Origin of the sequence: Pseudalkalibacillus hwajinpoensis (assembly GCF_039851965.1) — a bacterium.
Lineage (GTDB): Bacteria > Bacillota > Bacilli > Bacillales > Guptibacillaceae > Guptibacillus > Guptibacillus hwajinpoensis_E.
In genome coordinates, this window is record NZ_CP156674.1 from 1,563,485 (window position 1) to 1,581,438 (window position 17,954).

Annotated in this window: 19 protein-coding genes and 1 other annotated feature (1 of these 20 cut by a window edge); of the genes, 5 read left to right on the forward strand and 14 right to left on the reverse strand. The window is 39.7% G+C overall.

Features of this window, described 5'->3' with window-relative positions; translation table 11 throughout:
* Window positions 1-44: 44 nt before the first annotated feature.
* Window positions 45-1,394: a TrkH family potassium uptake protein gene (locus ABFG93_RS07950; protein ID WP_347552115.1), complete on the reverse strand. Its 1,350-nt coding sequence runs from the start codon at window positions 1,392-1,394 to the stop codon at window positions 45-47.
* Between the two features lie 145 nt (window positions 1,395-1,539).
* Between ABFG93_RS07950 and ABFG93_RS07955 the strand changes: the two genes are divergently transcribed.
* The 3 genes from ABFG93_RS07955 (at window position 1,540) to ABFG93_RS07965 (ending at window position 4,485) form a co-directional block, all read left to right on the forward strand.
* A complete protein-coding gene (locus tag ABFG93_RS07955; protein ID WP_347552117.1) occupies window positions 1,540-3,138 on the forward strand; it encodes a GAF domain-containing sensor histidine kinase in 1,599 nt (532 codons plus the stop codon).
* A gap of 11 nt (window positions 3,139-3,149) precedes the next feature.
* Window positions 3,150-3,803, forward strand: coding sequence for a response regulator transcription factor (locus tag ABFG93_RS07960; protein WP_347552119.1), 654 nt, complete (start codon window positions 3,150-3,152; stop codon window positions 3,801-3,803).
* Between the two features lie 133 nt (window positions 3,804-3,936).
* Window positions 3,937-4,485, forward strand: a complete 549-nt coding sequence (locus ABFG93_RS07965; protein WP_347552121.1) for an NADPH-dependent FMN reductase — start codon at window positions 3,937-3,939, stop codon at window positions 4,483-4,485.
* Between the two features lie 52 nt (window positions 4,486-4,537).
* On the opposite strand, the gene ABFG93_RS07970 is transcribed toward ABFG93_RS07965, so the two are convergent.
* The 11 genes from ABFG93_RS07970 to ABFG93_RS08020 form a co-directional block, all read right to left on the reverse strand.
* On the reverse strand, window positions 4,538-5,620 hold the full coding sequence (locus tag ABFG93_RS07970; RefSeq protein ID WP_347552123.1) for a Ger(x)C family spore germination protein: 1,083 nt from the start codon (window positions 5,618-5,620) through the stop codon (window positions 4,538-4,540).
* Entirely contained in the window at window positions 5,617-6,711 is a 1,095-nt protein-coding gene (locus ABFG93_RS07975; RefSeq protein WP_347552125.1) for a GerAB/ArcD/ProY family transporter, read from the reverse strand. The genes ABFG93_RS07970 and ABFG93_RS07975 overlap by 4 nt, the downstream gene beginning before the upstream one ends.
* A 23-nt stretch (window positions 6,712-6,734) precedes the next feature.
* Complete coding sequence (locus ABFG93_RS07980) at window positions 6,735-8,225, reverse strand: spore germination protein (RefSeq protein ID WP_347552127.1); 1,491 nt, start codon at window positions 8,223-8,225, stop codon at window positions 6,735-6,737.
* Between the two features lie 106 nt (window positions 8,226-8,331).
* Window positions 8,332-9,771: an NADP-dependent isocitrate dehydrogenase gene (locus ABFG93_RS07985; RefSeq protein ID WP_347552129.1), complete on the reverse strand. Its 1,440-nt coding sequence runs from the start codon at window positions 9,769-9,771 to the stop codon at window positions 8,332-8,334.
* A gap of 232 nt (window positions 9,772-10,003) precedes the next feature.
* Window positions 10,004-10,579 carry an SCO family protein gene (locus ABFG93_RS07990; RefSeq protein WP_347552131.1) on the reverse strand — a complete coding sequence of 192 codons (576 nt, stop codon included), beginning with the start codon at window positions 10,577-10,579 and terminating at the stop codon, window positions 10,004-10,006.
* A 123-nt stretch (window positions 10,580-10,702) separates the two neighbouring features.
* Complete coding sequence (locus ABFG93_RS07995) at window positions 10,703-11,020, reverse strand: ArsR/SmtB family transcription factor (RefSeq protein ID WP_347552133.1); 318 nt, start codon at window positions 11,018-11,020, stop codon at window positions 10,703-10,705.
* Window positions 11,021-11,083: 63 nt separating this feature from the next.
* Window positions 11,084-11,545, reverse strand: a complete 462-nt coding sequence (locus tag ABFG93_RS08000) for an NUDIX hydrolase (protein WP_347552134.1) — start codon at window positions 11,543-11,545, stop codon at window positions 11,084-11,086.
* Between the two features lie 12 nt (window positions 11,546-11,557).
* Window positions 11,558-12,460, reverse strand: a complete 903-nt coding sequence (locus ABFG93_RS08005) for a cation diffusion facilitator family transporter (RefSeq protein ID WP_347552136.1) — start codon at window positions 12,458-12,460, stop codon at window positions 11,558-11,560.
* A 184-nt stretch (window positions 12,461-12,644) separates the two neighbouring features.
* The gene (locus tag ABFG93_RS08010; protein WP_347552138.1) at window positions 12,645-12,788 is read right to left on the reverse strand and encodes a hypothetical protein; all 144 of its coding nucleotides are present in this window, start codon (window positions 12,786-12,788) and stop codon (window positions 12,645-12,647) included.
* 36 nt (window positions 12,789-12,824) lie between these two features.
* Window positions 12,825-12,947 (reverse strand): hypothetical protein, encoded by a 123-nt coding sequence (locus ABFG93_RS08015; protein WP_347552140.1) that lies wholly within the window; start codon window positions 12,945-12,947, stop codon window positions 12,825-12,827.
* 102 nt (window positions 12,948-13,049) lie between these two features.
* Window positions 13,050-13,373, reverse strand: coding sequence for an ArsR/SmtB family transcription factor (locus ABFG93_RS08020; protein WP_347552142.1), 324 nt, complete (start codon window positions 13,371-13,373; stop codon window positions 13,050-13,052).
* Window positions 13,374-13,652: 279 nt separating this feature from the next.
* Between ABFG93_RS08020 and ctaG the strand changes: the two genes are divergently transcribed.
* On the forward strand, window positions 13,653-14,558 hold the full coding sequence (gene ctaG, locus ABFG93_RS08025) for a cytochrome c oxidase assembly factor CtaG (RefSeq protein ID WP_347552144.1): 906 nt from the start codon (window positions 13,653-13,655) through the stop codon (window positions 14,556-14,558).
* A gap of 184 nt (window positions 14,559-14,742) precedes the next feature.
* Here the strand turns inward: ctaG and ABFG93_RS08030 are convergent, their stop codons facing one another.
* A complete protein-coding gene (locus ABFG93_RS08030) occupies window positions 14,743-15,231 on the reverse strand; it encodes a hypothetical protein (protein ID WP_347552146.1) in 489 nt (162 codons plus the stop codon).
* Window positions 15,232-15,381: 150 nt separating this feature from the next.
* Between ABFG93_RS08030 and ABFG93_RS08035 the strand changes: the two genes are divergently transcribed.
* The gene (locus tag ABFG93_RS08035) at window positions 15,382-16,113 is read left to right on the forward strand and encodes a TraR/DksA C4-type zinc finger protein (protein ID WP_347552148.1); all 732 of its coding nucleotides are present in this window, start codon (window positions 15,382-15,384) and stop codon (window positions 16,111-16,113) included.
* Between the two features lie 38 nt (window positions 16,114-16,151).
* Here ABFG93_RS08035 and argS read toward each other — a convergent pair whose 3' ends face one another.
* A complete protein-coding gene (argS, locus tag ABFG93_RS08040; RefSeq protein ID WP_347552150.1) occupies window positions 16,152-17,834 on the reverse strand; it encodes an arginine--tRNA ligase in 1,683 nt (560 codons plus the stop codon).
* 53 nt (window positions 17,835-17,887) lie between these two features.
* Window positions 17,888-17,954 (reverse strand) — a binding site (T-box leader); it runs 149 nt beyond the window's last position.

Sequence of the window (17,954 nt, forward strand, 5' to 3'; positions counted from 1 at the left end):
CATGTAAACGTATTCATATCGATATATTTGTCATAAAGCTTACACTAGCCGGTAATAATTTGTTCTTTTGGGTAATGATAACGCTCAACCGGCGCTTTCCCTCTCATCATTAACAGGAACGAAATAATCCCAATTCTACCGACGAACATAAGGAAAATAATAATGCATTTTCCAGGCGTGCTTAATTCAGGGGTTATACCAAGGGATAAACCTGTCGTCCCAAAAGCAGAGGTAACTTCGAATATAATCGCCGTCAGTGGGAATGGCTCTGTTGCGGCCAGAATAACTACTGCTAAACCGCACATTCCAGTAGCTGTAAAAATCACAATAAACGATTTAATAATATCGTCTGTAACAAGCTCTCTTCCAAATACTTTGACACTCTTTCTACCTTTCGCAAAATGGATCACGGTAAGAAGCGCGACAGCGAACGTTGTCGTTCGTATCCCTCCACCAACACTACTCGGGGACGCCCCTATAAACATTAATAAACTTAGGAGTAACTGGGTTGATAATGTAAACTCGCTGACATCCATTGTGGCCAGGCCGCCATTTCTTGTCGTCACCGATTGAAATAATGAATAAAAGAGTGCTTGATCCCATGTTTTATCCTGCATAAAGTTTCCCAGTTCAAAAAGCCAGATAAGCCCTGTTCCAAGAATGACCAGAATAAAAAACGTTAATGTCGTTACTTTTGTGAAGAGTGAAAATCGATACACCATGGTTTCCTTCCGACGAAACAAATATTCTTTTAACTCAATCAAAACAGGGAATCCAATCGCACCGAGTATAAGCAACAACATGTTAATGGTCTGTACAAAATAATCATTGGCATACGGAACAAGTGAATTTCCAGTGATGTCAAAACCGGCATTTGTTGTGGCACTCACTGAAGCAAAAAAACCTTGTAGAAATGCTTCCTGCCATGACGGATAATACTTTAGCAGATACAATCCGAGGATAACAGTTCCGATTGCTTCAAATAACAGAATCAATCCTAGAATCTGCCTCATTAATTTAACTAGTCCTGCAAGTGTTCCTCGATTCTGGTCTGTACTTATGAGCTGTCGTTCTTTCATTCCGATTTTCTTCCCCATAAGAAGCCAAATGAACGTACCTAACGTCATTATGCCAATTCCGCCAAATTGAAGAACAAAAGCAAGTATGTATGTTCCTGTCGTACTAAATGTATCAGCGGTGGATACCACTGTAAGTCCAGTAACACTAATCGCACTTACCGCCGTAAACAAGGCATCTATAAAACTCCATTTCACATCATTTTGATGAGCGATTGGAAGACTCAGAAGAATAGTAGCTAAAACAACTGCAGCCAGGTAAAAGAGCACAATTAATTGTACGGATGAAAGCTCTGTAGCTTTTTCTTTAATCTTCATGGTGTATCCATTCCTTCCTCAACATAAGCTATAATACCATCATTCACTTTACGCCTATTATTGTACATATGTGATATTTAGAGAATAGCCGTGTCTATAGTATAATAAACACGGATAATTTGTTTGAATATTGGGGGAATAACTTTTGAACGATTTCCAACACGAGCGAGAGCTACTCACTCTGAAAGCTATAGCTGAGACACTGAATCAATCCAGCGACCTGAAATCGATGTTGCAATCAGTCCTGGAAGAATTATTAAGCGTAACTGGTCTGAAAACCGGTTGGATTTTCCTTACAGACAATAAACCAGATTACGTCTGTACAGCGGATGTAAATCTTCCACAGGCGCTTTCCCTAAATAATAAGCAACCCATGTGTTCAGGATCGTGCTGGTGCTTAAATAAGTACTGGGACGGAAAGCTGAAACAGGCAGTTAACATTATTGAATGTAAAAGACTTGAAGATGCGCTCAAATATAATACCGGTGATACAGAAGGACTATCGCATCATGCAACTGTTCCATTGTCTGCTGGTGGAGAGACGTTTGGTTTATTAAACGTCGGTTCTCCAGGAAAAGAAAAATTTTCGCAAGAAGAACTGACATTACTCGAATCAGTAGCCTACCAAATCGGTACAGCCATTAAACGCACAACTTTATATCAAAGTGAACAAAAGCGTGCAGAGAATTTCACCATTCTAGAAGCATTAACAAGGGAATTATGGAAGCTTGATCAAACTAACGACATTGTAAACGGACTTGTTAAACATACAGGGGAGGCGTTCAACTGGCCTGTAGTTGGCTTTTTATTCAATGATGGCGAACAGGTTACACTACGTGCTTTGTATCAAGAGGGTTCTTTACGATCATTAAATGAACGCTATACATGGGAAGATCTTAAAGGCATACATGAATCGTTACAAGTAAAAAGCAAAGATGAGTTACGCCAATACCATTCGCCTTTTCTAAGAAAGTCGGTATCAACAATTGCACGCTCAGTTTCAATTCGTAACGAGCAAATTGGGGTTCTTTTTGCTGAGAGCTCTGATAAGAAAGCATTTGATCGAAGTGAAGGGGATGTTCTAAAAGCTATCGCCGATCATATGGCACTTGCCATAGAAAACGCTAGGATTAATGTACGAAGACAGGAACTCATTCTATCAGAAGAACGAAATAGACTAGCAAGAGACTTGCATGATTCTGTTAGTCAGAAGCTTTTCTCCCTTTCAATGACGGCAAAAGGTGCGCAAAGCTTACAGGAAAACAATCTTGTTCTAACAGAAGCTCTGGTAGACATTCAAGAGCTTGCACAGGAAGCAATGAAAGAGATGAGAACGTTAATCTGGCAACTTCGTCCTGCAGGAATTGAAGCTGGCCTTATGACATCACTGAAAGCGTACGCAATTAGTCTTGGACTTGAACCCGTTTGTGAGGTTACTGGTTTGAAGGTACTTCCTGCTCCCATAGAAGAAGCACTCTACCGAATCGGACAAGAATCACTTAATAATGTTCTCAAGCACGCAAGGGTAAAAGAGGTCTTCATTCACATAGATATCAACAATATCACCGCATCACTTACAATTCAAGATACCGGAGTTGGTTTTGATAAAGTAACCACCGGAGACTTCACACTCGGACTAAGGGGTATGAAGGAACGAGTTAATATCATTGGCGGAACACTGAGGATTACAAGCGAGAAAAACAAGGGAGCGACTGTTCAAGCAGTTCTGCCACTATCTGAATAAGGGGGATATCGATGAAAATTAAACTACTTCTTGCAGATGATCATCAGATAGTGCGAAAAGGCCTTCGATTATTTCTGCAATCGCAAAATGATATTGAAATTATTGGAGAAGCCTCCAATGGAATTGAAGCCGTTAAGCTAGCCACAGAATGGCAACCTGATGTTATTCTAATGGATCTAATCATGCCCGAAATGGATGGGATTGAAGCCACTAAGGAAATTAAGAAACGTTTTCCTATGGTTAAGGTCATCATTTTAACTAGTTTTTCTGATCAAGACCATGTTTTACCCGCAATTAGAGCTGGCGCAGAAGGCTATCAATTAAAAGATATTGATCCGGATGAGTTAATTTATACCATTCGCGCAGCCGTTAGCGGCAAACGCCACCTTCATCCTCAGGCAACAAGTCAACTCATGTCTCATATGATCGGAGAAAACGAGACTGAAAATCAACCCCGGCTGAAATCCCTTACACCTAGAGAACGAGATGTTTTAAGAGAAATCACATTAGGAAAGAGTAATAAGGAAATCGCCTCGTCTCTTTTTATAACAGAGAAAACCGTCAAAACTCATGTCAGCAGTATTTTATCAAAATTAAACTTTCACGATCGCACACAAGCAGCTCTCTATGCTACAAGAAAGAACTGGTTTGATGAACTTGCATAAGACTAAAGTATGAGGATAAACTCGTTCCTCCCGACGATGCAACATGGTCTATTATGAAATAAGCTAATAATAGATTAACTGAATCAGTATTGAGGTATTAAAGTAGTAGATAGATGTAGAAAGGAGCTTCAAAATGAATATCCTTGTAATGAATGGTAGCCCAAGAGAAAAATCGATGACACGCAATTTAACGAACTCGATTACAGATCAGCTTGATGAAAAGGGAATCCAGGTCATGACTTTTGATGCTGGCTTTCATGACTTGCCTCTCTTCAAAGGAAGAAAAGAAGACCTTGAGCATCCAGAGGTTCAGCGCCTAATGAACAACGCTATGAATGCTGACGCTTTCGTGATCTGCTCGCCAGAATACCATAACGGAATGAGTGGAGCACTTAAAAATGCCCTCGACTTTCTTGGTGGGAGTCATTTTAAGCAGAAGCCTGCTGCACTGGCTTCTGTTGGAGGCGGGGGAAAAGGTGGGATCAATGCATTAAACAATATGAGAACCGTTATGCGTGGCCTTTATGCCCTTGTCCTCCCCGATCAATTCTGTGCTGATCCTACTTGCTTTGATGAGAAGGGCTATATGATTGATACGAAAGCTAAAGAAAGGCTCTCGATCGTAATTGAAGAGCTTGTTACATTAACCGCAGCTCTGGAAAAAGGGATTAAAGTAAAGTAGTAGGAAACAAAGCATCCATTTTTGGATGCTTTTACTCTTTATCTAAAATCGCTTACTCAGTTACCCCTGCTTCAGTTATATTAACGTTCATATTAAAGGTAATGTCCATATCTTCATACTTCTTCTTCCACTCTTTCTGGTCAAGACCACCTCTTGTTACGCTTCTAACTGCATTGCCAAGACCGAGTGGGTCCACCCCTAATCGCTGAAAATCTTTTATCATTGCATTTCCTTTTTCTTCAATTTCCACTTCCATTGTTGATTGAATTTCTTTCATGATCTTGGGGTTTAACTTTTCCCCTGAGTACTCTTTAATAATCCCTAGAATTTCACCTTTAATTTCGATGTTGTCTTTATCTACATCAGCAAGATTCAAATTTCGTTTGGAAGCAATATTATAAACAGCAGCGTATTCTCCATTATCAAGTTTAACTGAATACGAATCGTTACTGCTAAATTTCTCAAATAGAGCTTTAAAGGTGAAAAGATCTTGTAAACCTATTTCACCAACCATTTTATCTCCATCAAAGAGAGCGAGGCCCACAATTTTCACTTTATTGTCTTGCTTTTCAATGAGAGGAAGAAATGGATCATTTCCTTCAGAATAGTAGTAGTAGAGGAAATAGTGCAGGTTTGTTAAAGGCAACATGCCGTTAACGCTATTATGCTCCAGGACATCGTGAATATAGCTGCCTATATCAACATTCCCAAAATCCGAGCGAAGCATCTCTTCAGGATCACTGTTTGCTATCGCTAGAAATGCGCGTGAACCAATAGCAGGATCTCGTTGAAGCGTATCAACAAGATCAATAATGCCGTCTGTTTCAGCAATTTCTCTACTATAAATGGCTACCTGTAGCTTACCGCTTACAAGAGGTTTTGATGACTCTGCATTGAATTGGCTCCTAATTTCCTTACTAAGGTGTGCTGATTCCACAAACACATTATTTTCAATTCTTCCATCTCTCTCAAACTGTGGAGCAACTGCAATCCCTTTCACCACATCGCTCTCACTCCCATCATCAGCCTTATCGTATCCAATAACTGTTATCATCTGTAGGTCGTCGAGAATTCGATTTTCCACGCAGCCTGTTAACATCAGGGCAAAAATTAAAACAGCGTACCACCTTTTCATGATTGCTTCCTCACTTTGCTCTTAATGTATTGAATCAAAAAAAGCAATGGAACATAAACGTATACCGTGTAAAAACCCACCTTATTTGTATACTGGTTAAGCAAATCGATCGTCTCACGTTTTGAAAAGAGACTGCTACCAATTAATATCATGATCAAGAGGGGGATCGTAACGGTTCGCTGCCTCACATTTGTTAACCTTCGTAATCCTCTTCCAGCGGCCCATATTGTAATACATAAATTAGGAAGTATGACGAGTGCCCATGAAGCTATCCCTATGTATTCAAATCTTTCCACAAATGGCATTTCAGTTATTTTCCATGTCGTTAACGTAGCCCATATTGTTTTTTGAAGTTGATTCGCACTAAAAAATACAATGGTAGTAATCATGATACTTGTATAGAGAAAGATTGTTAACAGATGGCCACCTTGTGCCCAGCGATGAGATTTTTCAGGATTCTTGATGAAAGGATAATACATTAAAATAGTTGTAAATCCTAAATATGAAAGAGATGCTCCTTTAGCTCCTTCATAGAGTTCCTTGATTGAATGATCAAAGAATGGAAGAAGATCTCTAAAATGCCCATGGTACAAAGGAAACAGCATGGTAAGTACCAGATAGAATGGCAGTACAACACCAAAGAAGGCGATTCCAGTGACGGTTCTAAACCCTCCCGTCAGGCAATAATAGACCAACAATAAGAGTACAGAACCAAAGATCCATTTATTTAAATCAGGGAACATCCATACTTGCACAACCTCAATATAGGTTCGCATAACCGTTATGCTCATCGCAGTAAAATAACCTATAAAAGCCAGACTTAATAATCCACCTATCCATTTACCAAATGTTTTTTCATGAACAGCAATGATATCCCCATTCTCTTTTGTAAGAATTTTATATATGAGAAAAATAATAAAACAGAGACTTAGACCCGCCAATAGAACAGTAATCCAGGCATCATTTTCAGCATATTTCGCGCTAATGCGTTGAAATCCCATGACCCCTACACCTACTTGAGTCGAATGAACAAGGTAGAAAACAAGAAATGGAGAAACTTTAAATTCATCTTTTACTTCTGAGCCATGCATTGTAAAGTCTCTCCTTTCTTTTTCTATTCGTAGAAATCATTTTTCTTCCTCTGTTTCTTTGGCTTAAAACGAACAGGATCATTCGTTTGCAAATGGATTGGTCTCCTGTTCTGATAAGAGAGAGGAAGTCTGATTAAGGCATCTTTAAAATCTTTAATTCGAAACGGATACATCGGTTCAAGAAAAGGACGCCCCAGTGAGGTTAAACGTAGCAAATGAACAAGCATGAAACAAAAACAAATCACTACCCCTAACATTCCCCAGAGATGAGCAAACAGCAGGAAAGGGAAACGAATCAGCCGGATGGTATTACTCATTCGATACACAGGTGTAGTGAATGAAGCAAGCGCTGCCAATGCCACTATGATTAGTAATACATTACTCGTTAATCCCGCTTCAACAGAGGCTGTTCCAATTACGATACCTCCTACGATACCAATTGTCTGTCCAACCTTAGTAGGCAAACGCGCCCCGGCCTCTCTTAACAATTCAATTGATAACTCAAGAAAGATAGCTTCAAGAATAGGTGGAAGAGGAATTTGCTGACGGGAACTTACGAGTGTACTAAGTAAGTCCTTCGGGATGAGCTCGTAGTGGTACGTTAGTGTCGCCACATATATTGGTGTAACCAGGATGGAAAAGAGAACAGAAAACAATCGAATGAGCCTCGATGCTGAAGCGATAATCCAATTCACAAAATAATCTTCAAATGCTGAGAAAAACTCTACCAATGTAGTAGGGCCTATGAATGCCTGAGGAGACCCATCAGACATGACAACAACTTTGCCTTCACAGAGAACTGAAACTGCTCGATCCGGCCTTTCCGTATCAACAAGTTGCGGGAACGGTGAGTTTTGATTATCTGTAATGAACTGCATAATAACTGAATTATCGATCACCTGGTCAACGTCAATACTTTCAATTCGCTGTTTAACTGTGTTCAGATTTTCTTGATTCGTAATCCCATCTAAATAGAAAATCATTACTTTCGTATTGGTTAATTTCCCAACTTTCAGTTCAATCGCTTTTAACTCATGGACCGGTAGTCGCTTTCTAATAAGGTGAGCATTTGTGTCAAGCGATTCAACGAAAGCTTCTTTCGACCCTAGCACCGTAAATTCAACTTCTGGTGAAGAAACTGGTCTTGCTTTCTTAACCTGACATGGAATTAACGCACAATCATTGGCATTCTTATTTATACGCAACATGACGTATCCCGTCATTACTTTTTCACATATATCTTTCAGTTCACTCGTAATAATGACACCTGGAATGGGGACTCTTTCTTTAACATCACTGATGTCAGATAAAGGTTTTCTTACAAGGTACGGCAAAATATGATCATTGAGTTCGGTTTCGTGTACAAGAGTTTTAAAATAATAAAGGAAAAATGGATTTCCTTTTTGTTCATTTTCAAAATGCAGAAAATCACCAGAATCCTTTAAGCTCTTAATTAGATCAGGAAGATTTTTTAATTTATCAGGATTTTGGCGCTTTCGTAACCACTCCAACATCTCCATTCACCACACAATCTTTTATCCTTGTCGTAGTGTTTGCTCGTTTAAAGATTTTATCCGCACCATTCTCCACAAAAAAACACGCCGTTATGGCGCGTTTCTCTTATTGGCCCTGAGCCAATGAATATGCAATTTTTCCATCAAAACGATAGAGATTTTCGATTTTAATCCAATCAAGCTCTTCCGCTTCGATCCGTGATAATAACTCACGGATGAGAGACTGCGTCACTTTCACACCATTTGCTGGCTGGAATCTGCAACGCCAGTGATCAGATAAGAAAGTTTCCGAGAATCCATTAGGATAAACTTTTACACCGCGGTTGGTCATCATGACAAACTCATGATCATTCCCTGCAGCACGCTTGAGCTTATCAGCAATTTCATTAATCGTTAATGTATTGTTGAATAGAAAAACATCTGTCCCATCAAGTTCACGTTCCGGAACATAATTTGAACGCGGATTCTCTTCTGATTTCTCGACAGCTTCTTTACTGTATTCGACAGGTTCTAGGATGGATGGAGACTGCCCAAGACGTTCAACAACAGCTTGGGCGAATTCCTTCGTTCCGACAGCATCTTTACCTTTTGCCATGTCTCCTGTTAATACACCATCTTCAATCGTTTTTAACCAGGCATTATGAATTTTCTCAGCAGCTTCTGGCTGGCCAATATGAACAAGCATCATAATTGCACCGTGTAGAAGTCCGGATGGGTTTGCAATCCCTTTCCCTGCAATATCAGGGGCACTCCCATGAATTGCTTCAAACATAGCAATTTGATCACCAATATTAGCGGAACCAGCTAGGCCAACACTACCTGCAATCTGAGCAGCGATATCAGATGCAATATCACCGTACAGATTTAACGTTACAATCACATCAAATTCTTCTGGTGAATCAGCAATTCGCGCCATTCCGATATCCACTATGTAACTGTTCGATTCAATATCAGGATATTCAGCAGCTATTTCTTTAAATACCTGATGAAAAAGACCATCACTCAATTTCATGATGTTATCTTTCACAAGACAGCTCACTTTCTTACGATTGTTTTGACGCGCATATTCAAAAGCATGACGAATAATACGTTCGGATCCAGGGCGAGAAATAAGTTTTAAACTCTGCACCACGTCTGGCGTTTGCTGATGCTCAATTCCTGAGTATAGATCTTCTTCATTTTCCCGTACAATAACAAGATCCATGTCAGGGTGCTTGTTTTCAATAACAGGATGATAAGAGACACACGGGCGAACGTTTGCATATAAACCCATTGCTGTGCGAATGGTTACGTTCAAGCTTTTGTATCCACCACCCTGTGGGGTTGTAATTGGCGCTTTAAGAAGTACCTTCGTTCGGCGCAGTGATTCCCATGCATCCTGAGGGATACCCGTTGAATTTCCTGTCAGGTAAACCTTCTCCCCAACGTCAATAAATTCAGGCTCAATTTCTGCCCCTGCTTGCTCTAAAATATGCAATGTAGCTTCCATGATTTCAGGACCAATTCCGTCTCCGGTCGCTACTGTGATTGGACGTTTTTCTGTCATAATCTTCTCTCCTTCTGCCTGGTCTATAAAACCGCATCGAAAAAGTCGGTAAGCTCCATACAATCTTATACCGGTTTTCACCGATAAGATTGGGATAAAAAACCAACATTTTGTGATCGCTTTCCAAGGTTATTATAGAAATCTTGTTCTTTTTTGTCAATTTTACAAAGTTATTGTATGGAGCTCATTTACACTACAAAACCAGTCCTCTACTATAAGGACTGGTTAGTGATTACTGTAGTGCCTTCACATCATCCACAATTTCTTCAAAAGGAACATTCGAAACGCCAGAATATTTCTTTACGACGATCCCTTCTTTATTTACAAGGTAGAAAGAAGTTCCATGTGTAAACTGATCAGAATTTGGGTCAGGTAAGGCTAGCGTTTGAAAGCTATTCTTCGCGAATTCTTGAATTTCATCACCATCATAACCAGTTAAAAAGTGCCAGTTGGATAAATCCGCATCGAACTTTTCAGAAAAGGAAACTAGTTTTTCTGGTGTGTCACGCTCAGGGTCAACGGAAAAAGAAACCAGTTCAACCTCGACATCAGCGTCTTTTAACTTTTCCTGAAGCTGTGCCATGTTTGCAGTCATTGGTGGACAAACGGTTTCACAATTTGTGAAGATAAAATCAGCGATCCAAACTTTTCCTTCCAGATCATTTAGTCCGAATTCACTGTTTGTATGTTCCGTATAGGTAAAATCTTGAACTTGCCAATCGAGATCGTCCGGTACATCCTTTCCACATGCAGCTAATATAACAAGTATGGTCATTATACTTGTAAGGAGAAGCAACTTTTTCTTCATTACCCGTGACCTCCAGTAATCTAAAATATCATATCCTTCCTTTACCTTATCTCAAACTAAAGGAAGTTACCATATGGTTTGGCAAATGTATTTAAGGATTTAATGAACAAAAAAAGAGAAGACCTAGAAACAGGTCTCTTCTACTTTGTCTAACAATAGCTTCAACGTGGTTACTCCTTCTTCTAATTGAAGAAAATAGTACCTCGTTGTTCCTTTTTGTTCAACAGAAACAAGTCCAACTTCACGCAAAATTTTTAAATGGTGAGAGATCGCCGGGCGAGATAAGGTTGATTGTTCTGTAATCTCATTCACACTTAGACTATCGTGATTACTAAGCAACATAATAATATCTTGCCTGTACGGATCGCCAAGCGCCTGAAAGATGGGCGTACTCTTGCGAAAGAGTTGAATCGCTTCCTGATGTTCACTTGCCTGATTCATAACAGAAAGCTCCTATTCGTTTAAAAGTTTAAACGTATAACCTGATTTCATATTATAAAATTTTTATTCACCTGTCAATCTAAAGCCAAGTTCCTTAAGAACCGTCTTATGATTTGGATTGATGTTATTCGGGAGTTCATTTAAAGGAAAAAACCTCACTTCGGATACTTCTTTTATATCCAACGCGAAGTTCTGACTGGCGCACTTCGCTGAGAATACCGCAATCACACTATACACCTGATCACCATTTGGATATTGATAATAAAGTTCTTCCCCAGAAAAAATCGATATAAAGGTCAGCCCTGTTATGGAAATTCCTAATTCTTCAAATGATTCTCGCTGCGCCGTTTTTTCAAAGGTTTCACCAGGCTCCATAAAGCCTCCTGTTAATCCCCAGAGCTTATTATCCGTCCGCTTTTGGAGGAGAAGTTGCTCATCGTTCTCGTCCCTAATGAGAATAGCGACACCAGGTAAAATCAATGGGCGACTTCCAACTAACGATCGGATTTCTTTAATGTAATCCATATGTCCTCCTTATTACTCAGGATCGTGAACCATTTGCTTGTCCATGCAGCAGTCTTCATTTTGATAGTCCACCTGAATTGTTAAATGCTCAAGGTTTAGCTCATCTACAAATTCCTGGATGTGGCCTTTAAGCACAACAATTTCTTCACGAGTGGTAGAGTCCTTTACTATAATATGAGTACTAAGCGCATTCTGCTCACCATCAAGCGACCAGAGGTGGGTATGGTGAGTTGAAATAACACCGGGAAGATTAGAGATCTTATTTTTCACCGTATTAAAATCAATTCCTTCTGGGACAGCCTCAAGAAAAATCATCAGTGTTTTTTTGAGGTTTTTAATAACGTTAAATAATACATAAAACGTAATCATTATCGATAGAATGGGATCTAAAATGGGTAAATCTTTAAATAGGAGAACAATACTTACAATGAGTACAGCCACCCAGCCAAGAACATCTTCGAGTAAGTGCCAGGTCACAACCTTTTCGTTCATTGAATTTCCTCGCTGCAGCCTGAGGACCGCCATCCCGTTTACGGCTATTCCTAGAATTGCAAGAATTAACATGCCAGTAGCTTCAATCGGTTGCGGATCAAGAAGCCTTGGGACGGCTTGAGTCAAGATGAAAAGTGATCCACCGATAAGGATAATGCTGTTTATGAGCGCACCGAGTAAAGAAAAGCGTTTATAGCCGAAGCTAAACGTCTGGTCTTCCCCTTTTTTGTCAGCTTTTTTCTGTAAATACCACGAGATCCCAAGTGACAATGAATCACCAAGATCATGTAACGCGTCTGATAAAATAGCCATACTATTTGTTAAAAGTCCACCTATGATTTCAATAATCGTGAACCCAAAATTCAAAAAGAAGGCCGCCCGTATATTTTTTACCGAATGGTTGTGATGGTGATCATGCCCCATCTAATCCCTCCATTACCTCCATTACTTATAACTCTTAAGCGCTATCGCTAGAATGAGCCGCTTACCATCAAAGCCTATTCGATTATTCGAACAGGCTATTTAAGCATTACTAAACGCCCAAACCCAATAAACAACTCCCCATACTGCGCTCAGCGCTATTAAAATGATAAGTAGTCGGATGTTTTTATTTCTCATTTTCATGAATCTCCTTTTGCTCCGCCTGTTCAACCCTTTTCTCTTTTTGTTTCAGCATGTACAAAAAGAATCCAAATAACCCAAACACCACGAAAAAAATACCAGTGGACATATAAACCAATATTGAACTCATACCCAAAGCCTCTTCACCTCTTCTTTAAAATTGCAATTAACCGTTATACGATAAATAAATAGATAGCACACCGATCACAATCATCGTAAAAAAAGGTAGAATAAATGCCAGAAAAATAACAGCGGATTCCGTTTTATGCTGTTTAATCTTAGTTAACATCAAGTAGACTCCTCTCTTTCCTGAATACACTCCCTTAGTATAACGGGCTATCCTTTTGATCTGTAAAGTCTTTCTTGAACGTTTCCTTACGATTTTACACTACTAATCATGACAGGCGTGGTGAATGGCCTGACCAAGTAAGGCCATAACGTGTTGATCATCAGGTGAATAATAAATACTCGTTCCTGCTCTTCTAAATTTAACAAGCCTTAAGTTTTTTAGAAATCTGAGCTGATGAGAGACGGTAGATTGAGATAGGTGCAGGGAATCTGCAATTTCACTCACAGCACATTCCCGATCAGCAAGTAAGTTTAATATCCGAATGCGTGTAGGGTCACCGAGGGCTTTAAACGTCTGGGATACAATGAACAACGTTTCATCATCCAGTTCTATACTATCGGTCTTATTATCCCGCTCGCTATCCAATTTCTTTCTCCTCCATTTCACTATATGAACACTTATTCATATAACATACTGCTGTCATTGTATGAAAAGAAAACCACCATTGTCAACTCCCTAACTGTCACGATTCATTCACACATTCTTTAGGACCCTCCTTGAGTTCTTTCCAAATCCTTTTTACAATAAATACAAGGAATCGTAACAGCTTTCAAAGACAGAAGATAGGACGTCAGAGCTTGATGTGGTATGATGAAAACGTTGATCATTTACTCACGCGTATTAAGATATATGGAGGTGTTCCTGATGTGGGAACAATTATCGAGCACATTTTCATTTAGTGCTCTCTGGAGTCCTGGAATTATGGTAGCAGCAATTGTCGTTGCCGGATTTTATTTATTACTAACAGGCCCCTGGAAAGACAGCTTTAAAGATTCAGCACCCTTCCCAACCTACAAGAAAATGTTTTTCTTGATAGGGGTTTTCCTTTTTTACCTTGGTCTTGGCGGTCCTTTATCTCTAATGGGACATTTATTGCTAAGTATACACATGTCCGAGATGGCACTCGTCTATCTCGTTGCTCCACCATTAATGCTTGTTGGGACACCAGCATGGTTATTACGTCCTCTTCTAAACATTAAGTTTATTGAAAGAATTGTTAAATTCTTTACTTTTCCCATTATTTCACTTTTATTGTTTAATGGATTGTTCTCGTTCTATCATATTCCAGAAATTTTTGATTACTTAATGGTGCATTACACTGCACAAAATTTCTACAAAGCCGCATTAATTTTTTCAGCATTTGCGATGTGGTGGCCACTTGTCACCCCTGTTCCAGAGTACGACACGTTATCCGGAGTAAAAAAACTCGGTTATATATTCGCAGACGGAGTCTTATTAACACCTGCGTGTGCTCTTATCATTTTCGCTACAACACCACTATACGCTACCTATACAGATCCAACAGTATGGGCAAATGCAATGGGCTATTGCGTCGCGAGCGGCACCGTTGTCTCACCTGAATTATTCGAGCAATTCAAACCACTCGGAATCATGGAAGATCAACAGCTTGGCGGCATTATCATGAAAATCATCCAGGAACTCTCATACGGCTCAGCCCTTGGCTACATCTTCTTCCAATGGGCAAGAAAAGAACGCGAAAAAGACGCCGAAGAACTACAATCCCCCGAATTCAGAATCTCGGAAATATAGAAAAGCGGAAGCAGCCGTTTAGGTCCGGCAGGCGCTGGAGCCTTTCAAAATTAACACGCTTTTTGTGTTCAGATTGAAAGGTGAAGCGACCGAGGACCTGGCTGCTGCAGCTAGATCAGAAAAGCGGAAACCGGTTAGAAACATATTGAAATAATCCCTTAAAAAAACGTGAAGCCCCGAGGCTTCACGTCTTTTTTCCATACTCTGAGAAACGAATAATCATTAAACGGAGCATAAAACCAACCCCCACTCCTATTACAATCCCGATAATAGGAATAAATGTGGATGGGACATAAATGATAAAAGGGAGAACATCTGAATAAACGACTCCTACCGTTGAAAAATATGCTCCCGTGACAAAAGGCAATGATAAATAAACAGGTGGTACTTCTCCAGATTTCTCAATCGCGCTCAAAAAACTTTCATAAATGGCATAGAGATAAACACATGGATAAAACATCGCCCACTCATAATTTGTGACGAGGACCGCTTCTTCTGACTTCCCTTGAAAACTATATAGAATATTTAAATTCAAATTAGATTTTACATTAATAACGAATTCTAAAAGAATAAAAAACGCTCCTAGAATATATGCTTTGTTAATAATTTGTCCAAACCCAGGAAATGCAATGCTCCAAAGAAGCACTTCGAATGGAAACACTTTTCTTTTCACCAAACCACCAGCTTTTCTTCTAATTACGTACAACGCTATTTTTTCCAAATAATTGTCAATCAATGCGGTTCAACTGGAATTTTTTCCAGAAGTAACGTCTTTCCTTTTGTCTCATACTACACGTAAGAGCAAAAGAAAGGAGCTAGTGCTATGCTGACCACTGAACAACTTCGATCATTTAAAAGATCGATCCAGAATCGAATAAATGAAATTAATAACGAGTTAGCTGACAACAATGAATTTGGGCTTTCAGAGTCATTTGTTCAACATTCAACAGGTGAACTGTCAAATTATGATAATCATCCAGGAGACACAGGTACCGAGCTCTACGAACGTGAAAAGGATATTTCTTTGTACGAGCATACAAAACAGGAATTAGCAGAGCTTACAAGTGCTCTACAGCGTATTGGAAGTGGTAAATACGGTGTATGTACGGTATGTGGCAGAGAAATTACCGTTGAAAGACTTACTGCCCTGCCAACAGCAATAACATGTGTCGAACATAGTCCTTCACAGCAAACATCAAATCACAGGCCTGCCGAAGAAGATCCTCTCAATCCTCCATTCGGTAAATATGTGAATGACACGAAAGATGCAAACTTTTTTGATGCTGAAGATTCCTGGCAGCGTGCGGCAAGGTATGGTACATCTGAAACGCCTTCTGATTTTAACGAGCAGCAGATGGACTATGATAGCATGTATATTGAATCGCATGAGCCTTATGGATACGTAGAAGAAATCGAAACGTTTTTATCAGCTGATATTGATGGTAAACCAACTGGCGTTATTCCAAATGAAACTCATGAGCATTACGAAGATGAGCTCGATGACTACGAAGAACAGGCTTCTAAAGGTACAATCGAGGACACAGATCTTAGCTAACGAAGAAGCAGCCCGATTACTCTAATCGGACTGCTTCTTTACATTGCTTCAGGTGCATGGAGACCTAGTAAACGGAGTCCCTCTGTTATTACAATGGAAACCGCTGATACAAGCTGAAGTCTTGCTTGTTTTTGTGATTCATCCTCCAAAATTCGTACCTGTCCATAATACTTATTAAATGAACGCGAGAGATCCAGTACATATTTTGCAACTTGAGATGGGTCGTACTCAGTTGCTGCACGTTCAACTGCTTTTGGAAAACCACGAAGACGAGTGATAACTGGCCATGCCTCTTCATCCTCAATCAATTGAAATGACCCTTCTTGCTTATAATTGGCTTTACGAAGGATAGAGCAAGCACGTGCATTTGTATATTGCACATATGGACCTGTTTCTCCTTCAACACGCAGCATATCTTCTAACGAAAACTCAATATCGTTACGACGATCATTTTTAAGATCATGAAATATGACAGCTCCTACCCCTATTCGTTCAGCAACGAAGTTTTTATCTTCAAGAGATGGATTCTTAGCTTCAATGTTCTGCTGAGCAAGCTCAATAGCTTCATTTAATACCTCTTCAAGTAAAACAACTTTTCCTTTTCTCGTGGACATTTTCTTACCGTCTTTTAGCATCATCCCAAATGTAATATGGTGCATCTCTTTTGCCCATGTATACCCCATCTTCTGAAGTACTTCAAATACCTGTGTGAAGTGAAGACTTTGCTCATTACCAACCACATATAAAGCTTCACTAAAATCATATGTTTCATGACGATAAACAGCTGCTGCTAAATCTCGTGTCGCATACAACGTCGCTCCATCTTTCTTTTTAATCAAACAGGGTGGCAGGTTATCAAGTTCAACAACCATTGCACCTTCTGATTCTGTTAGGAGTTCCTTCTCCTCAAGAAGATCTACCACACGTTGCATCTTATCGTTATAATATGCTTCTCCATTTGTCGAATCAAACGTGATGCCCAATAATTCATAAATTCGATTGAACTCCTGAAGCGACTCTTCTCTAAACCACTTCCATAATTCTACAGCCTCTTGATTCCCTTCTTCTAAAGCTTTGAACCACTTTCGTCCTTCGTCTTCAAGAGAGGGATCGCTTTCAGCTTCTTCATGGAATTTAATATAGAGAGCCAGCAATTCCTTAATCGTGTTTTGACGAATTTGTGCCTCGTTTCCCCACTTACGATACGCTGTAATTAACTTCCCAAATTGTGTCCCCCAGTCGCCCAGGTGGTTAATCCGAATGGGACGATAACCTACCTTTTCACAAATAAGGCCAAGGGCATTGCCTATCACGGTGGAACGAAGATGTCCCATTGAAAAAGGTTTAGCGATATTAGGAGAGGAGAGATCGATTGTTACCGCTCCACCTTCACCAAAATTAGTTGTTCCATAATTACTGCCCAGTTCCTGAATGATTTTCACAACTTCAGATGCTACTGACTTCTTTTCAAGAAAAACGTTAAGATATGGGCCGACTGCCTCGACCTTTTCAAAAATGGAGCTCTGGATTTTCGGAGCCAATTCATTCGCTATTTTGTTTGGGGCCATGCGCATTACTTTCGCAAGATCAAAACAAGGAAATGCATAATCACCAAGATCTTCGTGCTTCGGCTGTTCAATACGTTGAATAATAGATTTGATCTCCATCTGTTTCTCAAACGCTTTGTATAACTCCTCTGCAAATATTCCTTTATAATTCATTACAATTCCTCCTTTATCTAAAGAAATTAACATCAAAAAATCCCCGTCTCTATTATAGAGACGGAGATTTAATCCGCGGTACCACTCTGATTGCCTGCCCAAATAGGGCACACCTGCTTC